20 protein-coding genes and 1 tRNA gene are annotated in these 25,428 nt (G+C 60.5%); 17 read left to right on the top strand and 4 right to left on the bottom strand.

Features of this window, described 5'->3' with window-relative positions:
• Positions 1–16 precede the first annotated feature (16 nt).
• The 4 genes from AC3WTM_RS13080 to AC3WTM_RS13065 form a co-directional block, all read right to left on the bottom strand.
• Positions 17–634 carry a hypothetical protein gene (locus AC3WTM_RS13080; protein ID WP_102668762.1) on the bottom strand — a complete coding sequence of 206 codons (618 nt, stop codon included), beginning with the start codon at positions 632–634 and terminating at the stop codon, positions 17–19.
• Entirely contained in the window at positions 631–2,100 is a 1,470-nt protein-coding gene (locus AC3WTM_RS13075; protein WP_102668761.1) for a PAAR domain-containing protein, read from the bottom strand. Before AC3WTM_RS13075 ends, AC3WTM_RS13080 begins: the two co-directional genes overlap by 4 nt.
• Positions 2,101–2,248: 148 nt before the next feature.
• On the bottom strand, positions 2,249–5,527 hold the full coding sequence (locus tag AC3WTM_RS13070) for a PAS domain S-box protein (protein ID WP_102668760.1): 3,279 nt from the start codon (positions 5,525–5,527) through the stop codon (positions 2,249–2,251).
• Positions 5,528–5,592: 65 nt separating this feature from the next.
• Positions 5,593–6,483: a LysR family transcriptional regulator gene (locus AC3WTM_RS13065; protein ID WP_102668759.1), complete on the bottom strand. Its 891-nt coding sequence runs from the start codon at positions 6,481–6,483 to the stop codon at positions 5,593–5,595.
• Between the two features lie 148 nt (positions 6,484–6,631).
• Between AC3WTM_RS13065 and leuC the strand changes: the two genes are divergently transcribed.
• The 17 genes from leuC to AC3WTM_RS12980 all read left to right on the top strand — a co-directional run bounded on the left by leuC (position 6,632) and on the right by AC3WTM_RS12980 (position 25,427).
• The gene (gene leuC, locus AC3WTM_RS13060; RefSeq protein WP_102668758.1) at positions 6,632–8,050 is read left to right on the top strand and encodes a 3-isopropylmalate dehydratase large subunit; all 1,419 of its coding nucleotides are present in this window, start codon (positions 6,632–6,634) and stop codon (positions 8,048–8,050) included.
• An 11-nt stretch (positions 8,051–8,061) separates the two neighbouring features.
• Entirely contained in the window at positions 8,062–8,706 is a 645-nt protein-coding gene (gene leuD / locus AC3WTM_RS13055) for a 3-isopropylmalate dehydratase small subunit (protein ID WP_015095895.1), read from the top strand.
• 145 nt (positions 8,707–8,851) lie between these two features.
• Complete coding sequence (locus AC3WTM_RS13050) at positions 8,852–9,619, top strand: class I SAM-dependent methyltransferase (protein WP_102668757.1); 768 nt, start codon at positions 8,852–8,854, stop codon at positions 9,617–9,619.
• A 50-nt stretch (positions 9,620–9,669) separates the two neighbouring features.
• Positions 9,670–10,752: a 3-isopropylmalate dehydrogenase gene (leuB, locus tag AC3WTM_RS13045; protein ID WP_102668756.1), complete on the top strand. Its 1,083-nt coding sequence runs from the start codon at positions 9,670–9,672 to the stop codon at positions 10,750–10,752.
• Between the two features lie 66 nt (positions 10,753–10,818).
• Complete coding sequence (gene asd, locus AC3WTM_RS13040) at positions 10,819–11,931, top strand: aspartate-semialdehyde dehydrogenase (RefSeq protein WP_057715575.1); 1,113 nt, start codon at positions 10,819–10,821, stop codon at positions 11,929–11,931.
• A 255-nt stretch (positions 11,932–12,186) separates the two neighbouring features.
• Positions 12,187–13,197, top strand: a complete 1,011-nt coding sequence (locus AC3WTM_RS13035) for an aspartate-semialdehyde dehydrogenase (RefSeq protein WP_102668755.1) — start codon at positions 12,187–12,189, stop codon at positions 13,195–13,197.
• 206 nt (positions 13,198–13,403) lie between these two features.
• Positions 13,404–16,007, top strand: a complete 2,604-nt coding sequence (locus AC3WTM_RS13030) for a motility hub landmark protein FimV (RefSeq protein WP_102668754.1) — start codon at positions 13,404–13,406, stop codon at positions 16,005–16,007.
• Between the two features lie 280 nt (positions 16,008–16,287).
• The gene (truA, locus tag AC3WTM_RS13025) at positions 16,288–17,112 is read left to right on the top strand and encodes a tRNA pseudouridine(38-40) synthase TruA (protein WP_032829430.1); all 825 of its coding nucleotides are present in this window, start codon (positions 16,288–16,290) and stop codon (positions 17,110–17,112) included.
• A gap of 63 nt (positions 17,113–17,175) precedes the next feature.
• Positions 17,176–17,802 (top strand): phosphoribosylanthranilate isomerase, encoded by a 627-nt coding sequence (locus tag AC3WTM_RS13020; protein ID WP_102668753.1) that lies wholly within the window; start codon positions 17,176–17,178, stop codon positions 17,800–17,802.
• A 191-nt stretch (positions 17,803–17,993) separates the two neighbouring features.
• The gene (accD, locus tag AC3WTM_RS13015) at positions 17,994–18,914 is read left to right on the top strand and encodes an acetyl-CoA carboxylase, carboxyltransferase subunit beta (protein WP_102668752.1); all 921 of its coding nucleotides are present in this window, start codon (positions 17,994–17,996) and stop codon (positions 18,912–18,914) included.
• On the top strand, positions 18,911–20,218 hold the full coding sequence (gene folC, locus AC3WTM_RS13010) for a bifunctional tetrahydrofolate synthase/dihydrofolate synthase (protein WP_102668751.1): 1,308 nt from the start codon (positions 18,911–18,913) through the stop codon (positions 20,216–20,218). Before accD ends, folC begins: the two co-directional genes overlap by 4 nt.
• Complete coding sequence (locus tag AC3WTM_RS13005; protein ID WP_102668750.1) at positions 20,202–20,861, top strand: SPOR domain-containing protein; 660 nt, start codon at positions 20,202–20,204, stop codon at positions 20,859–20,861. The genes folC and AC3WTM_RS13005 overlap by 17 nt, the downstream gene beginning before the upstream one ends.
• Before the next feature lie 98 nt (positions 20,862–20,959).
• On the top strand, positions 20,960–21,520 hold the full coding sequence (locus tag AC3WTM_RS13000; RefSeq protein ID WP_102668749.1) for a CvpA family protein: 561 nt from the start codon (positions 20,960–20,962) through the stop codon (positions 21,518–21,520).
• Between the two features lie 41 nt (positions 21,521–21,561).
• Positions 21,562–23,067: an amidophosphoribosyltransferase gene (gene purF / locus AC3WTM_RS12995; RefSeq protein WP_007975670.1), complete on the top strand. Its 1,506-nt coding sequence runs from the start codon at positions 21,562–21,564 to the stop codon at positions 23,065–23,067.
• 81 nt (positions 23,068–23,148) lie between these two features.
• Entirely contained in the window at positions 23,149–24,360 is a 1,212-nt protein-coding gene (locus tag AC3WTM_RS12990; protein WP_057715568.1) for an O-succinylhomoserine sulfhydrylase, read from the top strand.
• On the top strand, positions 24,357–25,133 hold the full coding sequence (locus tag AC3WTM_RS12985) for an SDR family oxidoreductase (RefSeq protein WP_090454230.1): 777 nt from the start codon (positions 24,357–24,359) through the stop codon (positions 25,131–25,133). The genes AC3WTM_RS12990 and AC3WTM_RS12985 overlap by 4 nt, the downstream gene beginning before the upstream one ends.
• A 218-nt stretch (positions 25,134–25,351) precedes the next feature.
• Positions 25,352–25,427, top strand: a tRNA-Val gene (locus AC3WTM_RS12980).
• Position 25,428 lies beyond the last annotated feature (1 nt).

Raw genomic sequence — 25,428 nt, 5'->3', positions numbered from 1 at the left:
TGTCGCGATGAGGAAGTCAGGGATTCGTCCATGGAGTGGCCAGTGACAGCGTGATCAGGTAACGCTCCTCGGTGGGGTGCCTGTAATCCTTAAAGCGATTGACCACCAGCATCACTTGATACTGGGTACCTGCATGCCAATAGGATGTGCCGCCTTTGTTTGCATCGCGTAATTGGGCACGCCAATGCGGCGTGTCCGCGAACGGTGGGAAGTCATTGACCCTGATGGGTACCCAGCCAGCGTTGCGCCATTGCTCCTGTAGATCCAGCACGACCTTGAGTGTGTCGTCGAGCAGCAAAGGTTCGATTTGTGGGGACATGTTGACACCGTTGATTGACTCATCACGATTGAACGTAACCGTAAAGTAGCGTGCCAGTGGAGTGATGAACCCATATTGAGGATCGATGAAACGAAGACGGGCATCCGACTTGGGCAAGCGCCCCCAAAAGTGTCCGGCGATGGCTGGATCAATGGCTGCGCTGGAGCGCTGGCGCATATTTTCCCAAGGTTCGCCAATCAGCAGGGCAATTTCCGGCTCATCCGATAGGGCCTCAATCGCTGCCAATGTCAGGAGGGCCGCGACCGCCAGTACCAACGCACCACGTCGCCAGCCCATGAGCTGCAACAGGCTCATCGCACGCCTCCACCCCAGGCGATATCCCGAATCGACTGCTCAATCTGTTCGCGCTGGTTGCTGCGTAATAGATCATCGAACTGCTCGGCGGCTCTGAGCACGAAGGGCATGCGCTGATTGATATCGGCCAGGTTGGCAGTGAGGCTGTTGCTAAAACCAATGGTGCGTCCGTCATCGATGCGGCGGCACTGACTGGCCAACGTCAGTTCGATGGCTTCAGCGGCGCCAGATGGGATACCACTCAGGTAGGAAAGATGATTGCTGTACAGCAATGAGTTGAATCGCCAGTCGCTGTACATCGCCGGTTGCAGAATATTGCGCTGCTCGTGCCAGGCCAGATGTTCAACGCTCTCGGCGATGTAACCGTCCTCAATCGCCTCGAAGGCCAGGAGGATTTCCTTGTGGTCAATCCCGAACTTCAGTGTTTTCTCGCCGATTGGCCATAGCACCGGATGCTGACTGCTGCCATAAATGTTTTTCCGTGAGGTCAGACAATCCTTCAGCGCCTCCAACCCACGTTCCCTGTAGAACACATGCAACGGATACACATCCAAAAACAGCGTGGTATTGCCCATCGCCAGCATCTCGTACACAAACCGGTACATCCGTTGCGAGTACGACAAGGGCATGTCGGCACCCCAGTGAGTGAAGCCCCACACCGGGTTGTCGCGGTTGGCCTGTTCGTACTCGTGCTGGCGCTGCTCGAACTCGCGAATTTTCGCGCGCTTTTCCCGCTCACTGCTGCTAAACAAACCACCCAGTCCTTGTCTGGCACTGTCCCTCAGTTGCTGTATCGACTGCTCTTCCACCTGCATCTTCTCAAGCGTCTCGGCCGCGTGCAGCAATCCACAGCCCACCTGTTTCGAGGCGAATGCCGCCAGCCCGGCCCACTGGAAGCGCGGGTCGTGGCGCCATAGCTGGGCGTAGGCGGCGTTGATCGCCTTGTTGCGTGTTTTCGGGTCGGTAATCAACTGGCCGCCCGGCGCCACGATGTTTTCAACCCTTTGCTGGTAGCTGCGCCAGAGATTCTCGCAGACCTGTCCCGGCAGTTCGCTGGTGCTCGTTGCAGGACGGCTCGGGGGCGACGTGAAGCTGGAAGGGCGAGGTTCGGCTGTCGAAGGGCGAGGCGTGACCGGCGTCGTGGGGTGAGCGGTGGCTCGGGCATACGGCGCGAAGCCGCCCTCGATCTCTTGACTACTGAGGGTCTGGTTGGCAATCAGCCGCGGCGGTGGGTCGCACTTACACTTGCACAGGTCACCGTCCAGAGCGGCGTTACGATCCTCCAGCAGATCCACCAGACGCGGGCCATCGCAGACAATCGTCCCGGTGCTGTCGCATTTCGGGCAATCGACCACATCGCCTTCGCGGGCCATGGCCTGGCCATTGATCGTGCTGCAGTCCCAGCCGGTACGCACGGTGCCGTCGGCAGTGGTTTTGGCCCCGACGGTGATGTGATAGCGCCTCATGCCTGATCTGTCCTTGTGTTATCTGCAGGGACGAGCACGCTAGGTGAGGCGATAACGGAGATAAATCAGACGTTTCTTTATCTGGTGTAGGTTTGTTCTGAATTCAAGTCACCTGATGATTGGCGAGTGAGAATGATTCCTCCACCGCCTATTTGAGCAATAACTGAAACTCCTCCACCGGCAACGGCTGGCTGTGCAAATACCCTTGGTAGAAGTGACACTCCAGCCCCTGCAGGAACTCAAGCTGCTCCGCTGTTTCGACCCCTTCGGCAATCACCTTCAAATCCAGGCTGTGGGCCATGGCGACGATGGCGCGGATGATCTCGGCGTCGTTCGGGTCGCTGGTGGCGTCGCGGATGAATGACTTGTCTATTTTCAGGGTGTCGACCGGCAAGCGCTTGAGGTAGGTCAGCGAGGAGTAGCCAGTGCCGAAGTCGTCCATGGCGAAGCTCACACCGAGTTTTTTCAGGCGGCGCATTTTGCTGATGGTGTCTTCCAGGTTCTGGATCACGATGCCTTCGGTGATTTCCAGTTTCAACAGGGAGCAGGGCAGGCCATAGGAGTTCAGGCTGTTTTCGACGCGTTCGACGAAATCGTTCTGGCGGAACTGGCGCGGGCTGATATTCACGCACAAGCTGAATTTGTACGGATTCACCAGGCCGTTGTCGATCAACTGTTTGAAGGCCTGGCAGGCTTCGTCGAGGATCCAGGTGCCGACCTCCAGAATCAGTCCGCTGTCTTCCAGCACCTTGATGAACTCGGCGGGTGACTGCGGGCCGAGTTCCGGATGATTCCAGCGCACCAGGGCCTCGGCGCCGACGATGCGGTCGCCCCGGGCGTCGACCTGGGGTTGGTAATGCACGCGAAACTCGCCCCGGGAAAGGGCCAGGCGCAAGTCGGTTTCCATGCGCAGGCGTTCGCTTGCGGCCTTCTGCATGGTGTTGTGGTACATCTGCGCGGTATTGCGACCCGAGTCCTTGGCGCGATAGAGCGCGATGTCGGCGCGCTTGAGCAGGTCGGTCGGGGTCGAGCCGTGATCGGGGATCAGCGCAATGCCGATGCTGGGTGTCACTTGCAGACGCTGGCCGTCGAGGAACATCGGTTCGGAAAGCAGCTCGCGGATGGTGTCGGCCAGTTGGCGAACCTGATCGCTGACCTCGCTGCGCGAACCTTCGAGACCGCTGAGCAGTACCACGAATTCGTCACCGCCCAGGCGCGCAACGGTGTCTTCCATGCGCACGCTGGCTTCCAGGCGTGCGGTGATGATTTTCAGCACGGTATCACCCACCGGGTGCCCGAGGGAGTCGTTGATGTGCTTGAAATGGTCGAGGTCGAGGAACATCAGCGCGCCACGCAGGCTATGCCGTTTGAGCAGAGCGATCTGCTGACTCAGGCGGTCCATCAGCAGCGCGCGATTGGGCAGATTGGTCAGTGGGTCGTGGTAGGCCAGGTGGCGAATCTGCGCTTCGGCGTTTTTCAGCAGGCTGACGTCGCGCGCGGTCAACAGCAGGCAGGCGGTTTCATTGAGGGTGATCGGTTCCACCGAGACTTCGACGGTGAGCAGTTCGCCGCGTTTGTTGCGCCCGAGCATTTCCTGGTGATGAACCCGCCCCTTGATCTGCAATTCGGCCAGCAGCGCCGAGCGTTGTTTTTCTTCAGCCCAGATCCCGACTTGGTACACCGTGCGGCCTACCACTTCCTCGGCGCGGTAACCGGTCAGGCGGCAGAAGCCGTCATTGACCTCCAGATAGCGTCCAGTGTCGCGCTCGGTGATGGTGATGGCGTCGGGGCTGGAGTGGAAGGCCTTGGCGAATTTCTCTTCACTGGCCTTGAGCGCCGCTTCCGAGCGCTGTTGCTGGGTGATATCGCGCAGGGTGGTGACGATGCAGGGCTGGTCGCCGACGCTGATCTGGCGGCTGGAAATCACGCAAGTCAGGGTCTGTCCGTCCTTGTGCTGGACCAGAATGGCCACGTTGTTCAGGCCTTGTTCGCGGATCACTTGTTCGATTCGTCGCAGGCTTTTCGCCGAAGCGTCCCACAGGCCGATTTCGTCGGCGCTGCGGCCGATCACATCGGCGGTGCTCCAGCCGAAGGTCTGGGTGAAGCTGGAGTTGATTTCAATGAACTGGCCGGAGTCCTGGCGGGTGACGCAGATCGGATCGGGGCTGACCTGGAACAGCGTGGCGAATTTCTCTTCGGAGGCCACCAGCCGTTGTTCGCGCTCCACCTGATCAGTGATGTCGAGCAAGGTGCCGGCCATGCGCACCGGCACGCCGTTGTCATCGCGGTAGAGACGGGCACGGCTTTCCAGATAGCGCGAGGTGCCGTCGGGCAATTGCACGCGGTAGGTCAATTGATAGTTGCCGGCCGGGCCTTCACGCAGACTGCGGTAAGCGTCGCGCATCGTGTCACGTTCTTCGCCGGGCACGCCTTCGAAGAACTCGTCGAAGGACTCGTGGAAGGGCTTGGCGTCCAGACCGTGCAGTTGGGCGGCCCGTGCCGATCCGTAGAGCATGCCGCTGGGAATGTGCCAGTCCCAGGTGCCGAGTTGCGCCGAGTCCAGTGCCAGGTCGAGGCGTTCCTGGCTGTCCTTGAGGGCCTGTTCGGCGACTTTGCGTTCGGTAGTGTCAAGGAATGTGCTCAGTAGATAGGGCTGGCCTTCGAGCTCGACCTTTTGCGCACTGAGGATGCCGTCGTGGACCTGGCCATTGCTGGCGCGAAACTGCACTTCCATGCTGACCAGGTCGCCTTTGGCTTTAGTGGCTTTGACCAGTTCGGCCCGTTGTTCGGGATGCACCCACAGGCCCAGTTCCAGGGTGGTGCGGCCAATCGCGTTTTGCACCGGCCAGCCGAACAGGCTTTCGAAATACTGGTTGGCTTCGGTGATCAGGCCGTCTTCCTGGCGAGTCAGCAGGACCATGTTGGGGCACAGGTGGAACAGGGTGGCGAAGCGTTTTTCCGAGCTGCTCAACGCCTGTTCGCGCTGGCGCTGGTGGGTAATCTCGCGGATCACACCGATCATCCGTGGCCGACCGTGCTTGTCCGGTAACAAGCTGCCGCTGATTTCCAGCCAGTGCAGGCTGCCATCGGGCCAGCGGATGCGGTGATGCATCGCTTGCTCCAGCGGTGCGCCTGCGATGACTGCGTGGAACGCGCGAACGGTTTTCGCGCGATCCTCCGGAGGCAGCAAGTCAAGATATTCCAGATCCGATGGCAACGGTTTGCGGGGATCGAAGCCGAACAGCGCCTGCGTGCCCCGGGACCAACTGATTTGCCCGCGCTCGATGTCCCAATACCAGGCACCCAGACGCGCGCCGTTGAGCGCGGCCAACAATTGCGGGGCACTTTCCCAGCTCTGTTCGGAGCTTTTCGGGTCAAGTGCCTGTATACGCGGCATTGGCGGAATACGGTCAACAGATTTGGGCATTGGCAAGCCTTAGGCTGAATGGGCGTTTGGTGCAGGAATTCGCGGCTCTACAGGATTAGCACAGCTTAGCCTTGAGTCCCTGGCAGATCGAGTTGAGCGTCCAGCAAGGCCATGAAGGCCCGCGCAGCATTCGACAGCGTCCTTTCTGTGTGCAAGATATAGCCTAGCTGGCGAGTGAGCTGTATGCCCGGCAAAGGTATGCGCGCCACCTGGTCATCGAGCATGGTGCGCGGTAAAACGCTCCAGGCCAGGCCGATCGAGACCATCATTTTGATGGTTTCCAGGTAGTTGGTGCTCATGGCGATGTTTGGCGTCAGGCCCTGGGCTTCAAACAGCCGCTGCACAATGTGGTGGGTAAAGGTATTGCCACCGGGGAAGACCGCCGGGTGTCGGGCGATGTCCGCCAGGCTGACCTTGCCGTTATTGAGCAACGAATGCTCCGGCGCAACCACGAAATCCAGCGGGTCGTCCCATACCGGGGTGGCCTTGACCAGCGCATGGGGTTCTGGCGCGAGGGTAATGACCGCCAGTTCGGCGCGGCCATGGAGAATTTCCTCGTAGGCCACTTCCGAATCGAGGAACTGAATATCCAGCGCCACTTGTGGGTAGAGTCGGGTGAACTCCCTCAGCAAGGGCGGCAAACGGTGCAAGCCGATGTGGTGACTGGTGGCCAGGGTCAGACGGCCGGTCACTTCGCCGGTGAGGTTGGTCAGGGCACGGCGCGTATCATCGAGGACATTGAGAATCTGATAAGCCCGCGGCAGCAGGGCGCGCCCGGCCTCGGTCAGACCCACTTCACGACCCAGACGGTCGAACAACCGCACCTTCAATTGCTGCTCCAGCCCGGCGATGCGCTTGCTGATGGCCGGCTGGGTCAGGTGCAGCCGTTCCCCGGCGCCGGAGAAGCTTCCGGTCTCGGCGATGGCAATAAAGGCATTGAGGTTGGCCAGGTCCATAGTTGTATTCCAGTTGGTTATCCAAAGCATAAAAAATATGAATTTGAGTTATTTAATGTAACCCCATAGGATCAGCCTCACAAGCCAAGGGGTTATTGAATCGCTCAAGACCCAGGGCATAGAAACAAGCTGATGAGGAAACCGTCTGATGGCCGGCAAAACGCTCTACGACAAGCTCTGGGATTCGCATTTGGTCAAGCAGCGCGACGATGGCTCTGCGCTGATCTACATCGATCGTCACATCATCCACGAAGTGACTTCGCCGCAAGCCTTCGAAGGCCTGCGTCTGGCCGGGCGCAAGCCATGGCGCATCGATGCCAACATCGCGACCCCGGACCACAACGTACCGACCACGCCGGAGCGCAAGGGCGGCATCGACGCCATCGTTGACCAGGTTTCGCGCCTGCAGGTCCAGACCCTCGATGACAATTGCGATGAATACGGCATCGTCGAGTTCAAGATGAACGACGTACGCCAGGGCATCGTCCACGTCATCGGCCCGGAGCAAGGCGCAACCTTGCCCGGTATGACTGTGGTCTGCGGCGACTCCCATACCTCGACCCATGGCGCATTCGGCGCATTGGCTCACGGTATCGGCACTTCCGAGGTCGAGCATGTGCTCGCCACCCAGTGCCTGGTCGCCAAAAAAATGAAAAACATGCTGGTACGCGTCGAAGGTCAATTGCCGTTCGGCGTGACCGCCAAGGACATCGTGCTTGCGGTGATCGGCAAGATCGGCACCGCCGGCGGTAACGGCCACGCCATCGAATTCGCCGGCAGCGCGATTCGCGACCTGTCCGTCGAAGGTCGTATGACCATCTGCAACATGTCCATCGAGGCCGGCGCTCGCGTAGGCCTGGTGGCGGCGGATGAGAAAACCGTTGAATACGTCAAGGGCCGTCCGTTCGCACCGAAGGGCGCGGAGTGGGACATGGCCGTCGAAGCCTGGAAAGACCTGGTGTCCGATGCCGATGCGGTGTTCGATACCGTGGTTGAACTCGACGCCACCCAGATCAAGCCGCAAGTCAGCTGGGGCACTTCGCCGGAAATGGTCCTGGCGGTAGATCAGAACGTGCCGGATCCTGCGAAGGAAATGGACCTGGTCAAGCGCGACTCCATCGTCCGTGCCTTGAAGTACATGGGTTTGACTGCCAACCAGGCGATCACCGACATTCAGCTCGACCGCGTGTTCATCGGTTCCTGCACCAACTCGCGGATCGAAGACCTGCGTGCGGCGGCCGTGATCGCCAAGGGTCGTAAAGTGGCCTCTACCATCAAGCAGGCCATCGTGGTGCCGGGCTCGGGCCTGGTTAAAGCCCAGGCTGAATCGGAAGGCCTGGACAAGATTTTCCTCGAGGCCGGTTTCGAATGGCGTGAACCGGGTTGCTCGATGTGCCTGGCGATGAACCCGGACCGCCTGGAGTCCGGTGAGCATTGCGCATCGACCTCCAACCGTAACTTCGAAGGCCGTCAAGGTGCCGGTGGTCGTACTCACCTCGTCAGCCCCGCCATGGCCGCAGCCGCTGCTATAAACGGTCGTTTCGTCGACGTCCGTGAATTGATCTGAAGGAGCGCAGCATGAAAGCTTTTACCCAGCACACTGGTCTTGTCGCGCCTTTGGATCGTGCCAACGTCGACACCGACCAGATCATCCCGAAGCAGTTCTTGAAGTCGATCAAGCGCACGGGCTTTGGCCCGAACCTGTTCGATGAATGGCGCTACCTGGATGTGGGCCAGCCTTACCAGGACAACTCCAAGCGTCCGCTGAACAAGGACTTCGTCCTCAACGCCGAACGTTACCAAGGCGCCAGCGTATTGCTGGCCCGCGAGAACTTCGGTTGCGGCTCCAGCCGTGAACACGCGCCGTGGGCGCTGGAAGAGTACGGTTTCCGCAGCATCATCGCGCCGAGCTATGCCGACATCTTCTTCAACAACAGCTTCAAGAACGGCTTGCTGCCGATCATCTTGAGCGATGCCGAAGTCGACGAACTGTTCCAGCAGGTCGAGGCCAATCCGGGCTATCAGTTGCAGGTTGACCTGCAGGCCCAGACCGTGACCCGTCCGGATGGCAAGGTGTTGAGCTTTGAGATTGATGCGTTCCGCAAGCATTGCCTGCTCAACGGCCTGGACGATATCGGCCTGACCTTGCAGGACGGCGATGCGATTGCGGCGTTCGAAGCCAAGCACCGGGCGAGCCAGCCTTGGTTGTTTCGCGACGCTTGATTTTGCGTAAGGCGTAATGACGTCATCGCGAGCAAGCTCGCTCCCACATTGGATTTGCGGCGTAAACAAAGCCTGTGGGAGCGAGCTTGCTCGCGATGAGGCCGGAACAGACACCACAAGACTCACCCCAAAAAAGGAAGTCCCCATGACCAGCACCGCCCAGCACAGCCAGGTAGTCCAAAAGCAATTTGGTGAGCAGGCTTCGGCTTACCTGAGCAGCGCCGTACATGCTCAAGGCACCGAATTCGCTCTGCTACAGGCGGAGCTGGCCGGGCAGGGCGAAGCCCGGGTGCTGGATTTGGGCTGCGGCGCAGGTCACGTGAGTTTTCACGTAGCCTCATTGGTGAAAGAGGTGGTGGCCTACGACCTGTCGCAGCAAATGCTCGACGTGGTCGCTGCCGCTGCTGTCGACCGTGGCTTGAGCAACGTAACCACGGTCAATGGCGCCGCCGAGCGCCTGCCGTTCGCCGATGGCGAATTCGATTTCGTTTTCAGCCGCTATTCGGCGCACCATTGGAGCGACCTGGGCGTGGCCCTGCGGGAGGTGCGTCGAGTCCTGAAACCGGGCGGTGTGGCGGCGTTCGTCGACGTGTTGTCACCGGGTAGCCCTCTGTTCGACACTTACCTGCAAAGCGTCGAAGTGCTGCGTGATACCAGCCATGTGCGCGATTATTCCGCTGGCGAGTGGTTGCGCCAGGTCAGCGAGGCGGGGCTGCACACCCGCAGTACCACCCGTCAGCGCTTGCGCCTGGAATACAACAGCTGGGTCGAGCGCATGCGCACACCGCAAGTGATGCGCGCGGCGATCCGCGAGTTGCAGCAGTCGATGGGTAATGAAGTGCGCGAATATTTTGAGATTGAGGCCGATGGTTCGTTCAGTACAGATGTGCTGGTACTGATGGCCGAGCGATAGAATTTTTCCGGGTGCGCCCAAGGCGCACCGACTGATGACATGAGGAAAGCATGAGCAAGCAGATTCTGATTCTCCCAGGTGACGGTATTGGCCCGGAAATCATGGCCGAAGCGGTCAAGGTGCTGGAATTGGCCAGCGACAAGTTCGCATTGGGTTTCGAGCTGAGCTTTGATGTGATCGGTGGCGCTGCCATCGACAAGCACGGTGTGCCGTTGGCCGACGAGACCCTGGAGCGTGCCCGCGCGGCCGACGCGGTGTTGCTGGGCGCCGTTGGCGGCCCGAAATGGGATGCCATCGAACGTGACATCCGCCCTGAACGCGGTCTGCTGAAAATCCGTGCGCAACTGGGCCTGTTCGGTAACCTGCGTCCGGCGATCCTGTACCCGCAACTGGCCGAGGCTTCCAGCCTGAAGCCGGAAATCGTGGCCGGCCTGGACATTCTGATCGTTCGTGAGCTGACCGGCGGCATCTACTTCGGCGCGCCTCGTGGTACCCGTACCCTGGAAAACGGCGAGCGTCAGTCCTACGACACCCTGCCGTACAGCGAAAGCGAAATCCGCCGTATCGCCCGTGTCGGTTTTGACATGGCCATGGTGCGTGGCAAGAAGCTGTGCTCGGTGGACAAGGCCAACGTACTGGCGTCCAGCCAGCTTTGGCGTGAAGTGGTCGAGCAAGTGGCCAAGGATTATCCTGAAGTCGAACTGAGCCACATGTACGTCGATAACGCCGCGATGCAGCTGGTACGCGCACCGAAGCAGTTTGACGTGATCGTCACCGACAACATGTTCGGCGACATCCTGTCCGACCAGGCCTCGATGCTCACCGGTTCCATCGGCATGCTGCCGTCGGCGTCCCTGGACACCAACAACAAGGGCATGTACGAGCCGTGCCACGGTTCGGCCCCAGACATCGCGGGCAAGGGCATCGCCAACCCGCTGGCGACCATTTTGTCGGTGTCGATGATGTTGCGTTACAGCTTCAACCAGCAGGCCGCGGCCGATGCCATCGAGAAAGCCGTCAGCCTGGTGCTGGATCAGGGCTTGCGCACCGGTGACATCTGGTCGGCCGGTTGCACTAAAGTCGGTACGCAGGAAATGGGTGACGCAGTAGTCGCCGCGCTGCGGAATCTGTAATCTCTCGGGCCCGCTGCCAAATTCAAGACAAGGTAGCGGTCCACATTTCAAGAAGGTGTAGTTGCGATGAAACGTGTAGGTCTGATCGGTTGGCGCGGCATGGTCGGTTCCGTGCTCATGCAGCGGATGCTGGAAGAGCAGGATTTCGATCTTATCGAGCCGGTGTTTTTCACCACTTCCAATGTCGGTGGCCAAGGCCCGTCCGTGGGCAAGGACATTGCTCCGCTCAAGGACGCTTACAGCATTGAAGAGCTGAAAACCCTCGACGTGATTCTGACCTGCCAGGGTGGCGACTACACCAGCGAAGTCTTCCCCAAGCTGCGTGAAGCCGGCTGGCAGGGTTACTGGATCGACGCCGCTTCCAGCCTGCGTATGCAGGATGACGCGGTGATCGTTCTGGATCCGGTCAACCGCAAGGTCATCGACCAGCAACTGGACGCGGGCACCAAGAACTACATCGGCGGCAACTGCACCGTCAGCCTGATGCTGATGGGCCTGGGCGGTCTGTTCGAGGCTGGCTTGGTGGAGTGGATGAGCGCCATGACTTATCAGGCGGCCTCCGGTGCCGGCGCGCAGAACATGCGTGAACTGATCAAGCAAATGGGCGCGACCCACGCCGCTGTTGCCGATCAACTGGCCGATCCGGCCAGCGCGATCCTCGACATCGACCGCCGTGTGGCTGAAGCCATGCGCAGCGACGCTTACCCGACTGAAAACTTCGGCGTACCGTTGGCCGGCAGCCTGATCCCGTGGATCGACAAAGAACTGCCGAACGGTCAGAGCCGCGAAGAGTGGAAGGCCCAGGCCGAGACCAACAAGATCCTCGGTCGCTTCAAGAGCCCGATCCCGGTCGATGGCATCTGCGTGCGCATCGGCGCCATGCGCTGCCACAGCCAGGCGCTGACCATCAAGCTGAACAAAGACGTGCCGATCGCTGATATCGAAGGGTTGATCAGCCAGCACAACCCTTGGGTCAAGCTGGTGCCGAACAACCGCGAAACCAGCATTCAGGAGCTGAGCCCGAACAAGGTCACCGGCACCCTGAACATCCCGGTTGGTCGTCTGCGCAAGCTGAACATGGGCTCGCAATTTGTCGGTGCGTTCACCGTCGGCGACCAGTTGCTGTGGGGCGCGGCCGAACCGCTGCGTCGCATGCTGCGGATCCTGCTCGAGCGTTGATCGTTTGAAGCAATGAAAGAACCCGCGCCTTGCAAGAGGCGCGGGTTTTTTATTCCCGGCAACCTGATGTTTATGGGTTGTCTGATATTCCGTCATCGCGAGCAAGCTCGCTCCCACATTGGAATGCGTACCCCTGTGGGAGAGGGCTTGCTCGCGATGAGGCTGGTACAGACACTACAAATCTCCGGCAGAATTGCCTGTATCCCAACCACCCGGTAAAGTGCCGCTCCCCCCGTTTCGCCAGAGGTAAAACCCATGAGCCAGACCATTGATATTGCCGTGATCGGCGCCACCGGTACTGTCGGCGAAACACTTGTGCAGATTCTCGAAGAGCGCGATTTCCCGATCGGTAACCTGCACCTGCTGGCCAGCAGCGAGTCGGCTGGCAGTTCGGTGCCGTTTCGCGGCAAGAACGTGCGGGTGCGGGAAGTCGATCAGTTCGACTTCAGCAAGGTGCAATTGGCATTCTTTGCCGCCGGCCCGTCGGTTTCGTTGAGTTTCGCTTCCCGCGCGACCGATGCCGGTTGCTCGGTTATCGATCTCTCCGGTGCCCTGCCGGCCGAAAAGGCGCCACAGGTTGTGCCTGAAGCCAATGCCCAAGTGTTGGCCGGCCTGAAAAAACCCTTTCAGGTCAGCAGTCCAAGCCCGTCGGCCACCACGCTGGCGGTGGTGCTTGCGCCACTGATGGATTTGCTTGATTTGCAGTGCATCAGCCTGGCCGCCAGCCTGGCGGTATCCGCCCAGGGTCGCGAAGCCGTGAGCGAGCTAGCCCGGCAAACCGCCGAACTGCTGAATGTGCGGCCGCTGGAGCCGAAGTTCTTTGATCGGCAGATGGCCTTCAACCTGTTGGCCCAGGTCGGTAAACCGGATGAGCAAGGTCATACGTTGCTGGAAAAACGCCTGGTGCGTGAGCTGCGCCAGGTCATGGCGCGGCCTTCATTGAAGATTTCCGTCACTTGCATTCAAGCCCCGGTGTTTTTTGGCGATAGCTATAGCGTGACCCTGCAGTCCGCGAGTGAAATCGACCTGGGGAAGATCAATGCGGCCTTGGAAGACGCACCTGGCATCGAACTGGTGGAAGCCGGTGATTACCCGACGCCGGTGGGCGATGCGGTAGGCCAGGATGTGGTCTACGTTGGTCGGGTTCGCCATGGTATTGACGACACGTCGGAACTTAATCTGTGGCTGACGTCAGATAACGTACGCAAAGGCGCGGCGCTCAACGCTGTGCAGCTGGCCGAGTTGTTGATAAAAGACCTGCTGTAAAAGATACTTTGCAACAATTTGTCGAATGATTCCGCACGAGCCTATGCTTGCCGGAGTGCTGAAGGCAGAGCCACCCTGCGGGGCTTTGCCGGGCATCAATGAAATGACCGCGCGCGACGACCCTCGCCGTTGCGTGCAATGCCTTACGGCAGCGACTATCAATACCTTCTCGCTGGCCGAGGAATGTTCAAACTAAGGATGAGCTAATGGTTCAAGTTCGCAAACTGGTGTTAGCAATAGCGGCCGCCTCGGCGCTGTCCTCCGGTATGGCGCATGCCCTCGGGCTCGGGGAGTTGACCCTGAAATCGACGCTCAACCAGCCGCTGGTAGCGGAAATCGAGCTGCTCGATGTCAAGGACCTCACCGCCGCCGAAGTGGTACCGAGCCTGGCCTCACCAGACGATTTCGCCAAGGCCGGTGTCGACCGCCAGGCGTTTCTCAACGACTTGACCTTCACCCCGGTGCTCAACGCCAGCGGCAAAAGCATCCTGCGCGTGACCTCCAGCAAGCCACTTTCCGAACCCATGGTGAAGTTCCTGGTTCAGGTCATGTGGCCGAACGGTCGCTTGCTGCGTGACTACAGTGTGCTGCTCGATCCGTCCAAATTCTCGCCGCAAACCGCTGAAGCGGCTGCGCAGCCGACCTCGACGGTTGCCGCGCCCGTCACCGGTGCGACCAAACCGTCCCAATACACCACCACGCCGCGCGATACCCTGTGGGAAATCGCCGCAAAGGCGCGTAATGGCGGTTCGATCCAGCAAACCATGCTGGCCATCCAGGCGTTGAACCCGGATGCCTTTATCGACGGCAACATCAATCGCCTGAAAACCGGCCAGGTGCTGCGCATGCCTGACCAGGCGCAGAGCACCGGCCTGCCGCAAGCCAAGGCCATTGCCGAAGTGGCCGCACAGAACAAGGCCTGGCGCCAGGGTCGCCGCTATGTGGCAAAACCCGGGGCAGGGCAGCAACAGCTCGACGCCACCAATCGCGCTCGTACCGAGGGTGCTCCGGCGCAAGCGGCCACCGACAAGTTGAGCCTGGTGTCTGCCGAGTCCGGCAAGAACCCTGGCAAAGGGGCTGCCGGAGATGCCAAGGCCCTCAGCAACAAGCTGGCGGTGACCCAGGAAAGCCTCGACACCAGTCGTCGTGATAACGCCGAACTGAAAAGCCGCATGGCCGATCTGCAAAGCCAGGTGGACAAGCTGCAGCGCCTGATCGAGTTGAAGAACAACCAACTGGCCAAGTTGCAAACCGAGGGCGCGGCCGCTGCACCAGCCGCTGCGACAGCGCCGGCAATGTCGGCCGAGCTGGCTGCCAACCCGGTGGCAGCGCCTGCACCGGTTGCCGCTGCGCCTGCCCCTGAGGCAACGCCCGCGCCAGCCGAGAAGCCTGTCGAGGCGGCACCGGCGGCATCTGACGATCAGAAGTTCAATGAATTGCTGACCAATCCGCTGCTGCTGGGCCTGGTCGGTGGCGGTGCGGTGATTCTCCTGCTCCTGCTGCTGTTGCTGGCGCGTCGACGCAAAGCCCAGCAAGCAGCCGAGAAACATCTGCGCATGGCCCGTGCCTTGGCCGAAGATCAGCCGTTCTCGGCCGATTTCGACTTGCCGGAAAGCAGCTTCGAAGGCCTGGAAGTTCCGCCGCCGAGCGTGAAGCTGGCGACTACCCCGACGCCTGCTCCCGCGCCAGCGCCGGTGGTTGCTCCGGTGGTGATGACCACGCCGATCGCCGCACCATTGGTGGCGCCGGCTGCCGAGCGTTCCGACGACGTGCTGGGTCAGGCTCAGTCGCACATCAATGCCGGTCGCCTGAATCAGGCCGCCGCGTTGCTGGAGGACGGCGTCAAGCAAGAGCCCAAGCGCAGCGATCTGCGCTTGAAACTGATGGAAGTCTACGGCCAGCAAGGCGACCGCGATGCGTTCGTCGGCCAAGAGCGTCAGTTGGTGGCCAATGGCGACAACTTTGCCCAGGTTGAAAAACTCAAAAGTCGCTTCCCGGCCATGGCGCTGGTGGCTGCCGGTGGCATCGCCGCAGCCGCCGTTGCTGCCGAGCTGGACGCGCAATACGTCAAGGAACTGTTGCTCGATGAGCCGCAAGCACCAGCGCCAGAACCAGCACCAGCACCGTTCGAGGATGACCTCGACAGCGCCTTCGACCTGAGCCTGGATGATCTGGACGCGATTACGCCTTTGGCGCCAGCACCTGCAGCGGAGCCTGAAGTGGCGGCGTTGCCAGACCTTGGTGAGTTCCCGCTGGACGACGATCTGAGCTTTGAGTCGGTGTTGCAGCAGCAGACTGAAATCAAGGAAAACCTCGACGATCTGTCGGACTTCGACCTCGACCTGGATCTCGGTGCGCAACCGTCGCCGGCGATGCTGGCTGAAGACGATTTCCTGCTGGATCTGGATGAGGGCGTGAAGGATTTCCCGGTTGCCGAAACCCCGGCTGTTCCTGAGGTCGCGCTGGATGATCTGGAGTTGCCGGCCGATTTCGATCTGTCGCTGGCCGAGGAACTGGACGCGCCGGATGCGTTCGCTGCAGAGCTGGATGATGTCAACGCCGAACTGGAGAGCTTGTCCAACAGCATCGGCGAGCCGACCTTTACCGAAGCTGATGCCGCGCTGGATGGCGATGATGACTTCGATTTCCTCTCGGGTACTGACGAAGCCGCTACCAAGCTCGATCTGGCTCAGGCCTATATCGACATGGGCGACAGCGACGGTGCTCGCGACATCCTCAATGAGGTGGTAAGCGAAGGCAGTGCCGAGCAGAAGAGTGAAGCCGCGGAGATGCTTGCGCGCCTGGCTTGATTGATCGGCGGGTTGAAAAAAAGCGGCAGCCCATTGAGGCTGCCGTTTTTGTTTGGCTCATTAATGGATGTTGTTTGCTCGGGCCTCATCGCGGGCAAGCCTGCTCCCACAGAGATTTATGTCGTTCACAAAACCTGTGGGAGCGGGCTTGCCCGCGATGAGGCCGGGACAGTCAATGGAGAACTCTCTGGCATCCCCGCCCGGCGGCCTTATAATGCCCGCCTTTGGTACATCATCAGGCTGTCCCTCCTTGGCAAATATAGATAACCCGGCCGCCGAAATGGCAGCCGACGGCTTTTTCCGGATCGCGCTGGGCGTCGAATACAAAGGCTCGCGCTACCGCGGCTGGCAGCGCCAGGCGTCCGGGGTGCTCACCGTGCAGGAAACCCTCGAAAACGCCTTGTCCAAAGTCGCCGACTCGCCCGTTTCGCTGATGTGCGCCGGGCGTACCGACGCCGGGGTGCATGCCTGCGGACAAGTGGTGCATTTCGACACTCAGGTCGAGCGCTCGATGAAGGCCTGGACCATGGGCGCCAACATCAACTTGCCCCATGACGTCAGTGTCAGTTGGGCCAAGGTCATGCCGGCGCATTTCCATGCGCGGTTCAAGGCCATTGCCCGGCGTTATCGCTACGTGATCTACAACGATCAGATCCGCCCGGCGCACTTGAACGAAGAGGTGACCTGGAACCACCGTCCGCTGGACGTCGAGCGCATGGCCGAGGCCGCCCAGTACCTGCTTGGCACCCATGATTTCAGCGCTTTTCGCGCCGGTCAGTGCCAGGCCAAGTCGCCGATCAAAGAATTGCATCACCTGCGCGTTACCCGTCACGGCAAGATGATCGTGCTGGATATTCGCGCCAGCGCCTTCCTGCATCATATGGTGCGCAACATTGCCGGTGTGCTGATGACCATTGGCGCCGGAGAGCGGCCGGTGGAGTGGATGAAAGAGGTGCTGGAGAGCCGGATTCGACGGACCGGTGGCGTGACCGCGCATCCATTCGGCTTGTATCTGGTTCAGGTCGAGTACCGTGACGAGTTCGAGTTGCCCGAGCGCTACATCGGTCCGCACTTCCTGACCGGCTTCTCGGAACTTGGCGGCTGACGCCCTCGAACGCTTTTGTTACCATCCGGGACTTTCCCGGATTTGTCTTGGAGTTGTATCGACATGTCAGCCGTTCGCAGCAAGATCTGTGGGATTACCCGCATAGAGGATGCGTTGGCAGCCGTCGAGGCCGGGGCGGATGCCATCGGATTCGTGTTCTACGCCAAAAGCCCCCGTGCGGTGACGGTCCAGCAGGCGCGCTCGATCATCAAGGCGCTGCCGCCGTTCGTGACCACCGTGGGCTTGTTCGTCAATGCCAGCCGTTGCGAGCTGGGGGAAATCCTCGACGCCGTACCGCTGGACCTGTTGCAGTTCCATGGCGACGAAACCGCCGCTGAATGCGAAGACTGGCACCGGCCGTACATCAAGGCGCTACGAGTCAAGGCGGGTGATGACATCGCCGCGGCCTGCGATGCTTATGCAAGTGCCAGTGGAATCCTTCTCGACACTTATGTCGAAGGCGTTCCCGGAGGAACCGGTGAGGCATTCGACTGGTCACTGATACCGCAAGGCTTGAGCAAGCCGGTCATTCTGGCGGGTGGTCTGACGCCGGATAACGTCGCCGAAGCGATTGCCCGCGTTCGGCCTTATGCCGTGGATGTCAGCGGCGGGGTAGAGGCGAGCAAGGGCATCAAGGATCACGCAAAGATTCAGGCATTTATCAAAGCGGTACGCGGTAGCACCCGTTGATGTGACGGCTGGCAGTCTGCCGCCGTCCACTGCACTGTACAAAACGGCTGAGGGTTATGGGGTGGTACGCAGGTCACGTTTCGCTGACCCGGCCATTCACTGATCATCGCCGCACACATGAATTTAGCGCTAGGGCATACACGGGGCCGCGAACCAGAGCGTTCGGGCCGCCGGTACTGGAGAAAGAAAGCATGAGCAACTGGTTAGTAGACAAACTGATCCCTTCGATCATGCGTTCCGAGGTCAAGAAGAGCTCGGTGCCTGAAGGTCTTTGGCACAAATGCCCGTCTTGCGAGGCTGTGCTGTATCGTCCGGAACTGGAAAAGACCCTGGACGTTTGCCCAAAGTGCAACCATCACATGCGTATTGGCGCCCGCGCCCGTATCGACATCTTCCTCGATGTTGAAGGCCGTGCCGAGCTGGGTGCGGACCTGGAACCGGTTGACCGTCTGAAATTCCGCGACGGCAAGAAGTACAAGGACCGCCTGACCGCTGCACAAAAGCAGACTGGCGAAAAAGACGCACTGGTTTCCATGAGCGGCACTTTGCTGGGCATGCCGGTCGTGGTTTCGGCGTTCGAATTTGCCTTCATGGGCGGTTCGATGGGCGCCATCGTCGGTGAGCGTTTCGTTCGCGCCGCCAACTACGCCCTGGAAAAACGTTGCCCGATGATCTGCTTCTCGGCTTCCGGCGGTGCACGGATGCAGGAAGCGCTGATTTCCCTGATGCAAATGGCCAAGACCTCAGCGGTGCTGGCCCGTCTGCGTGAAGAAGGCATCCCGTTCATCTCCGTGTTGACCGACCCGGTCTACGGCGGCGTTTCCGCCAGTCTGGCGATGCTGGGCGACGTGATTGTCGGCGAGCCGAAGGCGTTGATCGGTTTTGCCGGCCCGCGTGTGATCGAGCAAACCGTGCGCGAGAAACTGCCGGAAGGCTTCCAGCGCAGCGAGTTCCTGCTGGAGCACGGCGCCATCGACATGATCATTGACCGTCAGGAGCTGCGTCCGCGTCTGGGCAACCTGCTGGCACAAATGATGGGGCTGCCGACGCCGAAGTTCGTGGCTGCCCCCATCGAGCCGATCGTTGTTCCACCGGTACCCGCCAGCCTATGACCCAACGTACCCTTGGCGAATGGCTCGCCTACCTTGAGCAGTTGCACCCTTCAGCCATCGACATGGGCCTGGAGCGATCGCAGCAGGTAGCGTCCCGAATGGGACTGGGTAAGCCGGCGCCTCGGGTGATTACGGTCACCGGGACCAACGGCAAAGGTTCCACCTGTGCGTTCGTGGCGTCCTTGCTGCGGGCCCAGGGCTTGAAAGTGGGGGTGTACAACTCCCCACACCTGCTGCGTTACAACGAGCGGGTAACCGTCAATGGTGTCGAAGCCACGGATGCCGAACTGTGCGAGGCCTTTGCCGCGGTAGAGGCCGGGCGCGGCGACACGTCCCTGACTTACTTCGAAATGGGTACCCTGGCGGCATTCTGGCTGTTCCAGCGCTCCGGGCTCGATGCAGTGGTGCTGGAAGTCGGTCTGGGCGGTCGCTTGGACACGGTCAACGTGGTGGACGCCGACATGGCGCTGGTTACCAGTATTGGCGTCGATCATGCGGACTACCTTGGTGATACCCGGGAGTCCGTGGCCTTCGAGAAGGCCGGTATTTTCCGTCAGGGCGCGCCTGCGCTCTGCGGCGATCTGAATCCTCCACAACCTCTGCTGGACAAGGCACGCGAGCTCAATTGCCCGTTTTTCCTGCGTGGGCGCGATTTTGACCTCGGTGTGACCGATCACAACTGGCAATGGCGCGGTGTCGATGGGCAGGGGTGCGCGGTGGAGCTGCGCGACCTGCCACTGCTCGATCTACCGATGGAAAACGCCGCACTGGCGTTGCAGGCTTACCTGCTGCTGGGCTTGCCTTGGGCGGATGCGCAGATTATCGAGGCGCTACGGGCCACTCGGGTGGTCGGTCGCCTGGATCGCCGTGAGTTCGAGTGGCAAGGCAAGCGCTTGAATCTATTGCTGGATGTGGGGCATAACCCTCATGCGGCGGAGTATCTGGCTCGTCGCCTGGCCAGCCGCCCGCCGGTCGGCAAGCGTCTGGCGGTGTTCGGGTTGCTGGCGGACAAAGACCTGGGTGGTGTTGTCGGTGAATTGAATGCTAGTGTCCAGCACTGGGCCGTTGCACCTCTGGATTCGCCTCGGGCACGTTCGGTTGCGGATTTGCACGCCGCGTTGCAAGGTCTTGGTGCGTCGGTCACGTCATACGACAGTGTCGCGGCCGCCCTGGAAGGGCAGTGCGCGCAGGCCACGAGCGACGACGAAATCCTGTTGTTCGGATCATTTTATTGTGTCGCCGAGGCCCTTGAGTGGTTGGCCCGGCGCTCCACGGAGGAAGCGGCAAATGGCATTGCTGGATAAGGCATACAAACAGCGCATGGTTGGCGCCCTGGTGTTGGTCGCGCTGGCGGTGATTTTTCTGCCGATGCTGTTTTCCCGTCAGGACGAACAACGCCAGGTGACGGTCGAAGCGCCCGCGGCTCCGCAGGCGCCGGAGATGCCCCAGGTACAGGTCGAGCCCGTGGCGGTGCCTGAGCCGCAAGCCCTGCCTCAGGAGCCCGTGCCGAGCGATGACGAAATCGCCCAGCAGGAATCGGCAGTGCCAGCTGTTCCGGTGGTACCAACGCCAGCGCCGGCAGCCAAGCCGGCTGCACCCGCGCCGGTCCCGGCTTTGGCGGCTAAGCCTGCAACGGCGCCTGCCCAGCCAATCACCGCGGCACCGGGCAAGCCGGACACCACGCAAAGCCGTGTCGATGCCAATGGTTTGTCTGTCAGCTGGTCGGTGCAACTGGCCAGCCTGTCGAACCGTGAAAGCGCGGAAAAACTGCAGAAAACCCTGCGCAGCCAGGGTTACAACGCCTACATCCGTACCGCCGACGGCAAAAACCGGGTGTATGTCGGGCCGCTGATCGAGCGTGCCGAAGCCGACCGGCTGCGTGACTTGCTCAACCGCCAACAGAACCTCAAGGGGTTTGTGGTGCGCTTTCAACCGGAGCGTGGCTAAAACTATCGGCCCGATTTGAAATGCACTGACAATCGCAGCTTACCGATAAGCATGGGCTCTGCTAAAATGCGCCGCCTTATCCGTCTGTAGGCTGCACTGTGCCATTTACCTGGGTTGACTGGGCGATCGTTGCAATCGTCGCCATCTCCGCATTGATCAGTCTGAGCCGCGGCTTCGTCAAGGAAGCACTGTCGCTGTTGACCTGGATCATCGCAGGAGTCGTAGCCTGGATGTTCGGTGGCTCACTGTCCGAGTACCTCGGCGGGTACATTCAAACGCCATCGGCACGTATAATAACGGGCTGTGCCATCATGTTTGTCGCCACTTTAATCGTAGGCGCAATGATCAATTATCTTATCGGCGAACTGGTTCGCGTCACCGGGCTCTCCGGGACCGACCGATTCCTCGGCATGGCCTTCGGCGCCGCCCGTGGCGGGTTGCTGGTGGTTATCGCCGTCGGGCTGTTGAGCCTGGGGCCGGTACAGCAGGACGAGTGGTGGAAAGAGTCACAGCTCGTGCCAAAATTTTTATTGGTTGCAGACTGGTCCAAAAACCTGATCCTCGGGTGGAGCAGTCAGTGGCTTGCCAGCGGAATCAGCGTACCCGCTGATATTCCGTTCAAGGAGCAACTCTTGCCGATGGCCAAAACGCCTCAGTGAGTAGTGCTCAGTTCAGATCCATTAAGTAGGGGTTGCGTCGCATGTGTGGCATCGTCGGTATCGTCGGTAAGTCGAACGTCAATCAGGCGCTGTATGACGCGCTAACCGTCCTCCAGCACCGCGGCCAGGACGCTGCCGGTATCGTGACCAGCCATGATGGCCGGTTATTCCTGCGCAAGGACAATGGCCTGGTGCGTGACGTGTTCCAGCAACGTCACATGCAGCGCCTGGTCGGTCACATGGGTATTGGCCATGTGCGTTATCCAACCGCGGGCAGCTCGACGTCGGCTGAAGCTCAACCGTTTTACGTCAACTCGCCTTACGGCATCACCCTGGCGCACAACGGTAACCTGACCAATGTTGAACAACTGGCCAAGGAGATTTACGAATCTGACCTGCGCCACGTCAACACCAGTTCCGATTCGGAAGTACTGCTCAACGTGTTCGCACACGAACTGGCCCAGCGCGGCAAGTTGCAGCCGACCGAAGAAGACGTTTTCGCCGCCGTCACCGACGTGCACAACCGTTGCGTCGGTGGTTATGCCGTCGTAGCGATGATCACCGGCTACGGCATCGTCGGTTTCCGCGACCCGCACGGCATCCGCCCGATCGTTTTCGGCCAGCGTCACACCGACGAAGGCGTCGAGTACATGATCGCCTCGGAAAGCGTTTCCCTGGACGTGCTCGGCTTCACCCTGATTCGCGACCTGGCACCGGGCGAAGCGGTCTACATCACTGAAGAGGGCAAGCTGTACACCCGTCAGTGCGCGACCAACCCATCCCTGACCCCGTGCATCTTCGAGCACGTCTACCTGGCGCGTCCGGACTCGATCATCGATGGCGTTTCGGTCTACAAGGCCCGTCTGCGCATGGGCGAGAAACTCGCCGAGAAGATCCTGCGCGAGCGCCCGGATCACGACATCGACGTGGTCATCCCGATTCCGGACACCAGCCGCACCGCCGCGCTGGAGCTGGCGAACCACCTGGGCGTGAAGTTCCGCGAAGGCTTCGTGAAGAACCGCTACATCGGCCGGACCTTCATCATGCCGGGCCAGGCCGCGCGGAAAAAATCCGTACGCCAGAAACTCAACGCCATCGAGCTGGAATTCCGCGGCAAGAACGTGATGCTGGTGGACGATTCCATCGTTCGCGGTACCACTTGCAAGCAGATCATCCAGATGGCCCGCGAAGCCGGTGCCAAGAACGTTTACTTCTGCTCCGCGGCGCCAGCGGTTCGCTACCCGAACGTCTACGGCATCGACATGCCGAGCGCTCACGAGCTGATCGCCCACAACCGTTCGACCCAGGACGTGGCAGACCTGATCGGTGCCGACTGGCTGATCTATCAGGACTTGCCTGACTTGATCGAAGCGGTCGGGGGCGGCAAGATCAAGATCGACAAGTTCGATTGCGCGGTGTTCGACGGCCAGTACGTCACCGGCGACGTCGACGAAGCGTATCTGAACAAGATCGAGCAGGCACGCAACGATGCCTCCAAGGTCAAGACGCAGGCAGTCAGTGCGATCATCGATCTGTACAACAACTGAGTAACTACCGGCCCTGAGGGGCCGGTTTTGTATCTGGCAAAAAGACATTTATCTATCAAGAGCAAGGCAAGGAGTGACAGCATGAGTCAGGATTGGGATGCCGGTCGGCTGGACAGCGACCTCGAAGGCGTAGCGTTCGATACCCTGGCCGTACGTGCCGGTCAACACCGTACGCCGGAAGGTGAACACGGTGATCCGATGTTCTTCACTTCCAGCTATGTATTCCGTACCGCCGCCGATGCCGCCGCGCGTTTTGCCGGCGAAGTGCCGGGCAACGTCTACTCGCGCTACACCAACCCGACTGTGCGTGCCTTTGAAGAGCGCATTGCCGCGCTGGAAAGCGCCGAGCAGGCCGTGGCCACCGCGACCGGCATGGCCGCGATCATGGCGGTGGTGATGAGCCTGTGCAGCGCCGGCGATCACGTGCTGGTGTCACGCAGCGTGTTTGGCTCGACCATCAGCCTGTTCGAGAAGTACTTCAAACGTTTCGGTATCGAAGTCGATTACGTGCCCTTGGCGGACTTGTCCGGCTGGGACGCGGCAATCAAGGCCAACACCAAATTGCTGTTCGTCGAATCGCCGTCCAACCCGCTGGCCGAGCTGGTGGACATTGCCGAACTGGCGAAAATCGCTCACGCCAAAGGTGCGATGCTGGTGGTCGATAACTGCTTCTGCACCCCTGCATTGCAGCAACCGCTGAAAATGGGCGCGGACATCGTCGTGCACTCGGCCACCAAATTCATCGACGGCCAGGGTCGTTGCATGGGCGGTGTCGTGGCCGGTCGTGGCGAGCAGATGAAAGAGGTGGTTGGTTTCTTGCGCACCGCCGGGCCGACCCTGAGCCCGTTCAACGCCTGGATCTTCCTCAAGGGCCTGGAAACGTTGAACCTGCGGATGAAGGCCCATTGCGCCAACGCCCAGCAGCTGGCCGAGTGGCTGGAGCAGCAGGACGGTATCGAGAAAGTCCATTACGCCGGCCTCAAGAGCCATCCGCAGCACGAATTGGCGCTGCGCCAGCAGAAGGGGTTCGGTGCGGTCGTCAGTTTTGAGGTCAAGGGCGGCAAAGAGGGCGCCTGGCGCTTTATCGACGCCACGCGCCTGATTTCGATCACCGCCAACCTGGGTGACAGCAAAACCACCATCACCCATCCGAGCACCACCTCCCATGGTCGCCTGGCGCCGCAAGAGCGTGAAGCGGCGGGTATTCGTGACAGCCTGATCCGCGTTGCGGTCGGCCTGGAAGACGTGGCGGACCTGCAAGCCGATCTGGCACGCGGCCTGGCTGCGTTGTGATCGAGTTGTCTGCGCCGACCACCGGCTCAAATGGCCGCGTAGCGCTGGTGACCGGTGCTGCGCGGGGTATTGGTCTGGGGATTTCGGCCTGGCTGATCAGCGAAGGCTGGCAAGTCGTGCTGACGGATCTGGACCGGGAGCGCGGTTCGAAAGTGGCGAAAGTGCTGGGCGACAATGCCTGGTTCATCGCCATGGATGTCTCCAACGAGGGGCAAGTCGCGCTGGGCGTAGCCGAGGTGCTCGGTCAGTTCGGGCGCCTGGATGCGTTGGTGTGCAATGCAGCGGTTGCCGATCCGCACAACATCACACTGGAAAGCCTCGACCTGGCTCACTGGAATCGGGTGTTGGCGGTGAACCTCAGTGGGCCGATGTTGCTGGCCAAACACTGTGCACCGTACCTGCGCGCTCACAGCGGCGCCATCGTCAATCTGGCCTCGACCCGCGCCGGGCAGTCAGAGCCCGACACGGAGGCCTATGCGGCGAGCAAGGGTGGTTTGCTGGCCCTGACGCATGCGTTGGCCATCAGCCTTGGCCCGGAGATCCGGGTCAATGCCGTCAGTCCTGGCTGGATCGATGCGCGCGACCCCTCGGTGCAACGTGCCGAACCCTTGACCGAGGCCGATCATGCCCAGCATCCGGCGGGCAGGGTGGGGAAGGTCGAGGATGTCGCGGCGATGGTGGCCTGGCTGCTGTCGAGGAATGCCGGATTTGTCACCGGCCAGGAATTTGTGGTCGATGGCGGCATGACCAAGAAGATGATTTACAGCGAGTAAGCTCCGGGTTTGATGTTGAATGTGCTGCTTTCGCGAGCAAGTCGAATCGTCGCACCGCCGGTCCCACATTTGGAATGCATTCCCCTGTGGGAGCGGGCTTGCTCGCGAAAGCGCTCTTGCTGCATAGACATAATTTTGTCTTTTTCAGAAAAACTTCAATCCTGCTATTGACTTAGGTTCGTTACCTGCGTAAATTTCGCGGCCTCGGAGATGCAAACGGGTGATTAGCTCAGCTGGGAGAGCGTCTGCCTTACAAGCAGAATGTCGGCGGTTCGATCCCGTCATCACCCACCAC

It is taken from the genome of Pseudomonas sp. EU05-FHT14B02 (assembly GCF_058791055.1).
Note: the sequence above shows the minus strand (reverse complement) of the source record. Positions and strands in the feature narration are given on the sequence as shown.

What these genes read in the sequence shown, in the direction of transcription:
- AC3WTM_RS13080 (WP_102668762.1), bottom strand. Translation starts at nt 634, where the DNA reads ATGAGCCTGTTGCAGCTCATGGGCTGGCGACGTGGTGCGTTGGTACTG.
- AC3WTM_RS13075 (WP_102668761.1), bottom strand. Translation starts at nt 2,100, where the DNA reads ATGAGGCGCTATCACATCACCGTCGGGGCCAAAACCACTGCCGACGGC.
- AC3WTM_RS13070 (WP_102668760.1), bottom strand. Translation starts at nt 5,527, where the DNA reads ATGCCCAAATCTGTTGACCGTATTCCGCCAATGCCGCGTATACAGGCA.
- AC3WTM_RS13065 (WP_102668759.1), bottom strand. Translation starts at nt 6,483, where the DNA reads ATGGACCTGGCCAACCTCAATGCCTTTATTGCCATCGCCGAGACCGGA.
- leuC (WP_102668758.1), top strand. Translation starts at nt 6,632, where the DNA reads ATGGCCGGCAAAACGCTCTACGACAAGCTCTGGGATTCGCATTTGGTC.
- leuD (WP_015095895.1), top strand. Translation starts at nt 8,062, where the DNA reads ATGAAAGCTTTTACCCAGCACACTGGTCTTGTCGCGCCTTTGGATCGT.
- AC3WTM_RS13050 (WP_102668757.1), top strand. Translation starts at nt 8,852, where the DNA reads ATGACCAGCACCGCCCAGCACAGCCAGGTAGTCCAAAAGCAATTTGGT.
- leuB (WP_102668756.1), top strand. Translation starts at nt 9,670, where the DNA reads ATGAGCAAGCAGATTCTGATTCTCCCAGGTGACGGTATTGGCCCGGAA.
- asd (WP_057715575.1), top strand. Translation starts at nt 10,819, where the DNA reads ATGAAACGTGTAGGTCTGATCGGTTGGCGCGGCATGGTCGGTTCCGTG.
- AC3WTM_RS13035 (WP_102668755.1), top strand. Translation starts at nt 12,187, where the DNA reads ATGAGCCAGACCATTGATATTGCCGTGATCGGCGCCACCGGTACTGTC.
- AC3WTM_RS13030 (WP_102668754.1), top strand. Translation starts at nt 13,404, where the DNA reads ATGGTTCAAGTTCGCAAACTGGTGTTAGCAATAGCGGCCGCCTCGGCG.
- truA (WP_032829430.1), top strand. Translation starts at nt 16,288, where the DNA reads ATGGCAGCCGACGGCTTTTTCCGGATCGCGCTGGGCGTCGAATACAAA.
- AC3WTM_RS13020 (WP_102668753.1), top strand. Translation starts at nt 17,176, where the DNA reads ATGTCAGCCGTTCGCAGCAAGATCTGTGGGATTACCCGCATAGAGGAT.
- accD (WP_102668752.1), top strand. Translation starts at nt 17,994, where the DNA reads ATGAGCAACTGGTTAGTAGACAAACTGATCCCTTCGATCATGCGTTCC.
- folC (WP_102668751.1), top strand. Translation starts at nt 18,911, where the DNA reads ATGACCCAACGTACCCTTGGCGAATGGCTCGCCTACCTTGAGCAGTTG.
- AC3WTM_RS13005 (WP_102668750.1), top strand. Translation starts at nt 20,202, where the DNA reads ATGGCATTGCTGGATAAGGCATACAAACAGCGCATGGTTGGCGCCCTG.
- purF (WP_007975670.1), top strand. Translation starts at nt 21,562, where the DNA reads ATGTGTGGCATCGTCGGTATCGTCGGTAAGTCGAACGTCAATCAGGCG.
- AC3WTM_RS12990 (WP_057715568.1), top strand. Translation starts at nt 23,149, where the DNA reads ATGAGTCAGGATTGGGATGCCGGTCGGCTGGACAGCGACCTCGAAGGC.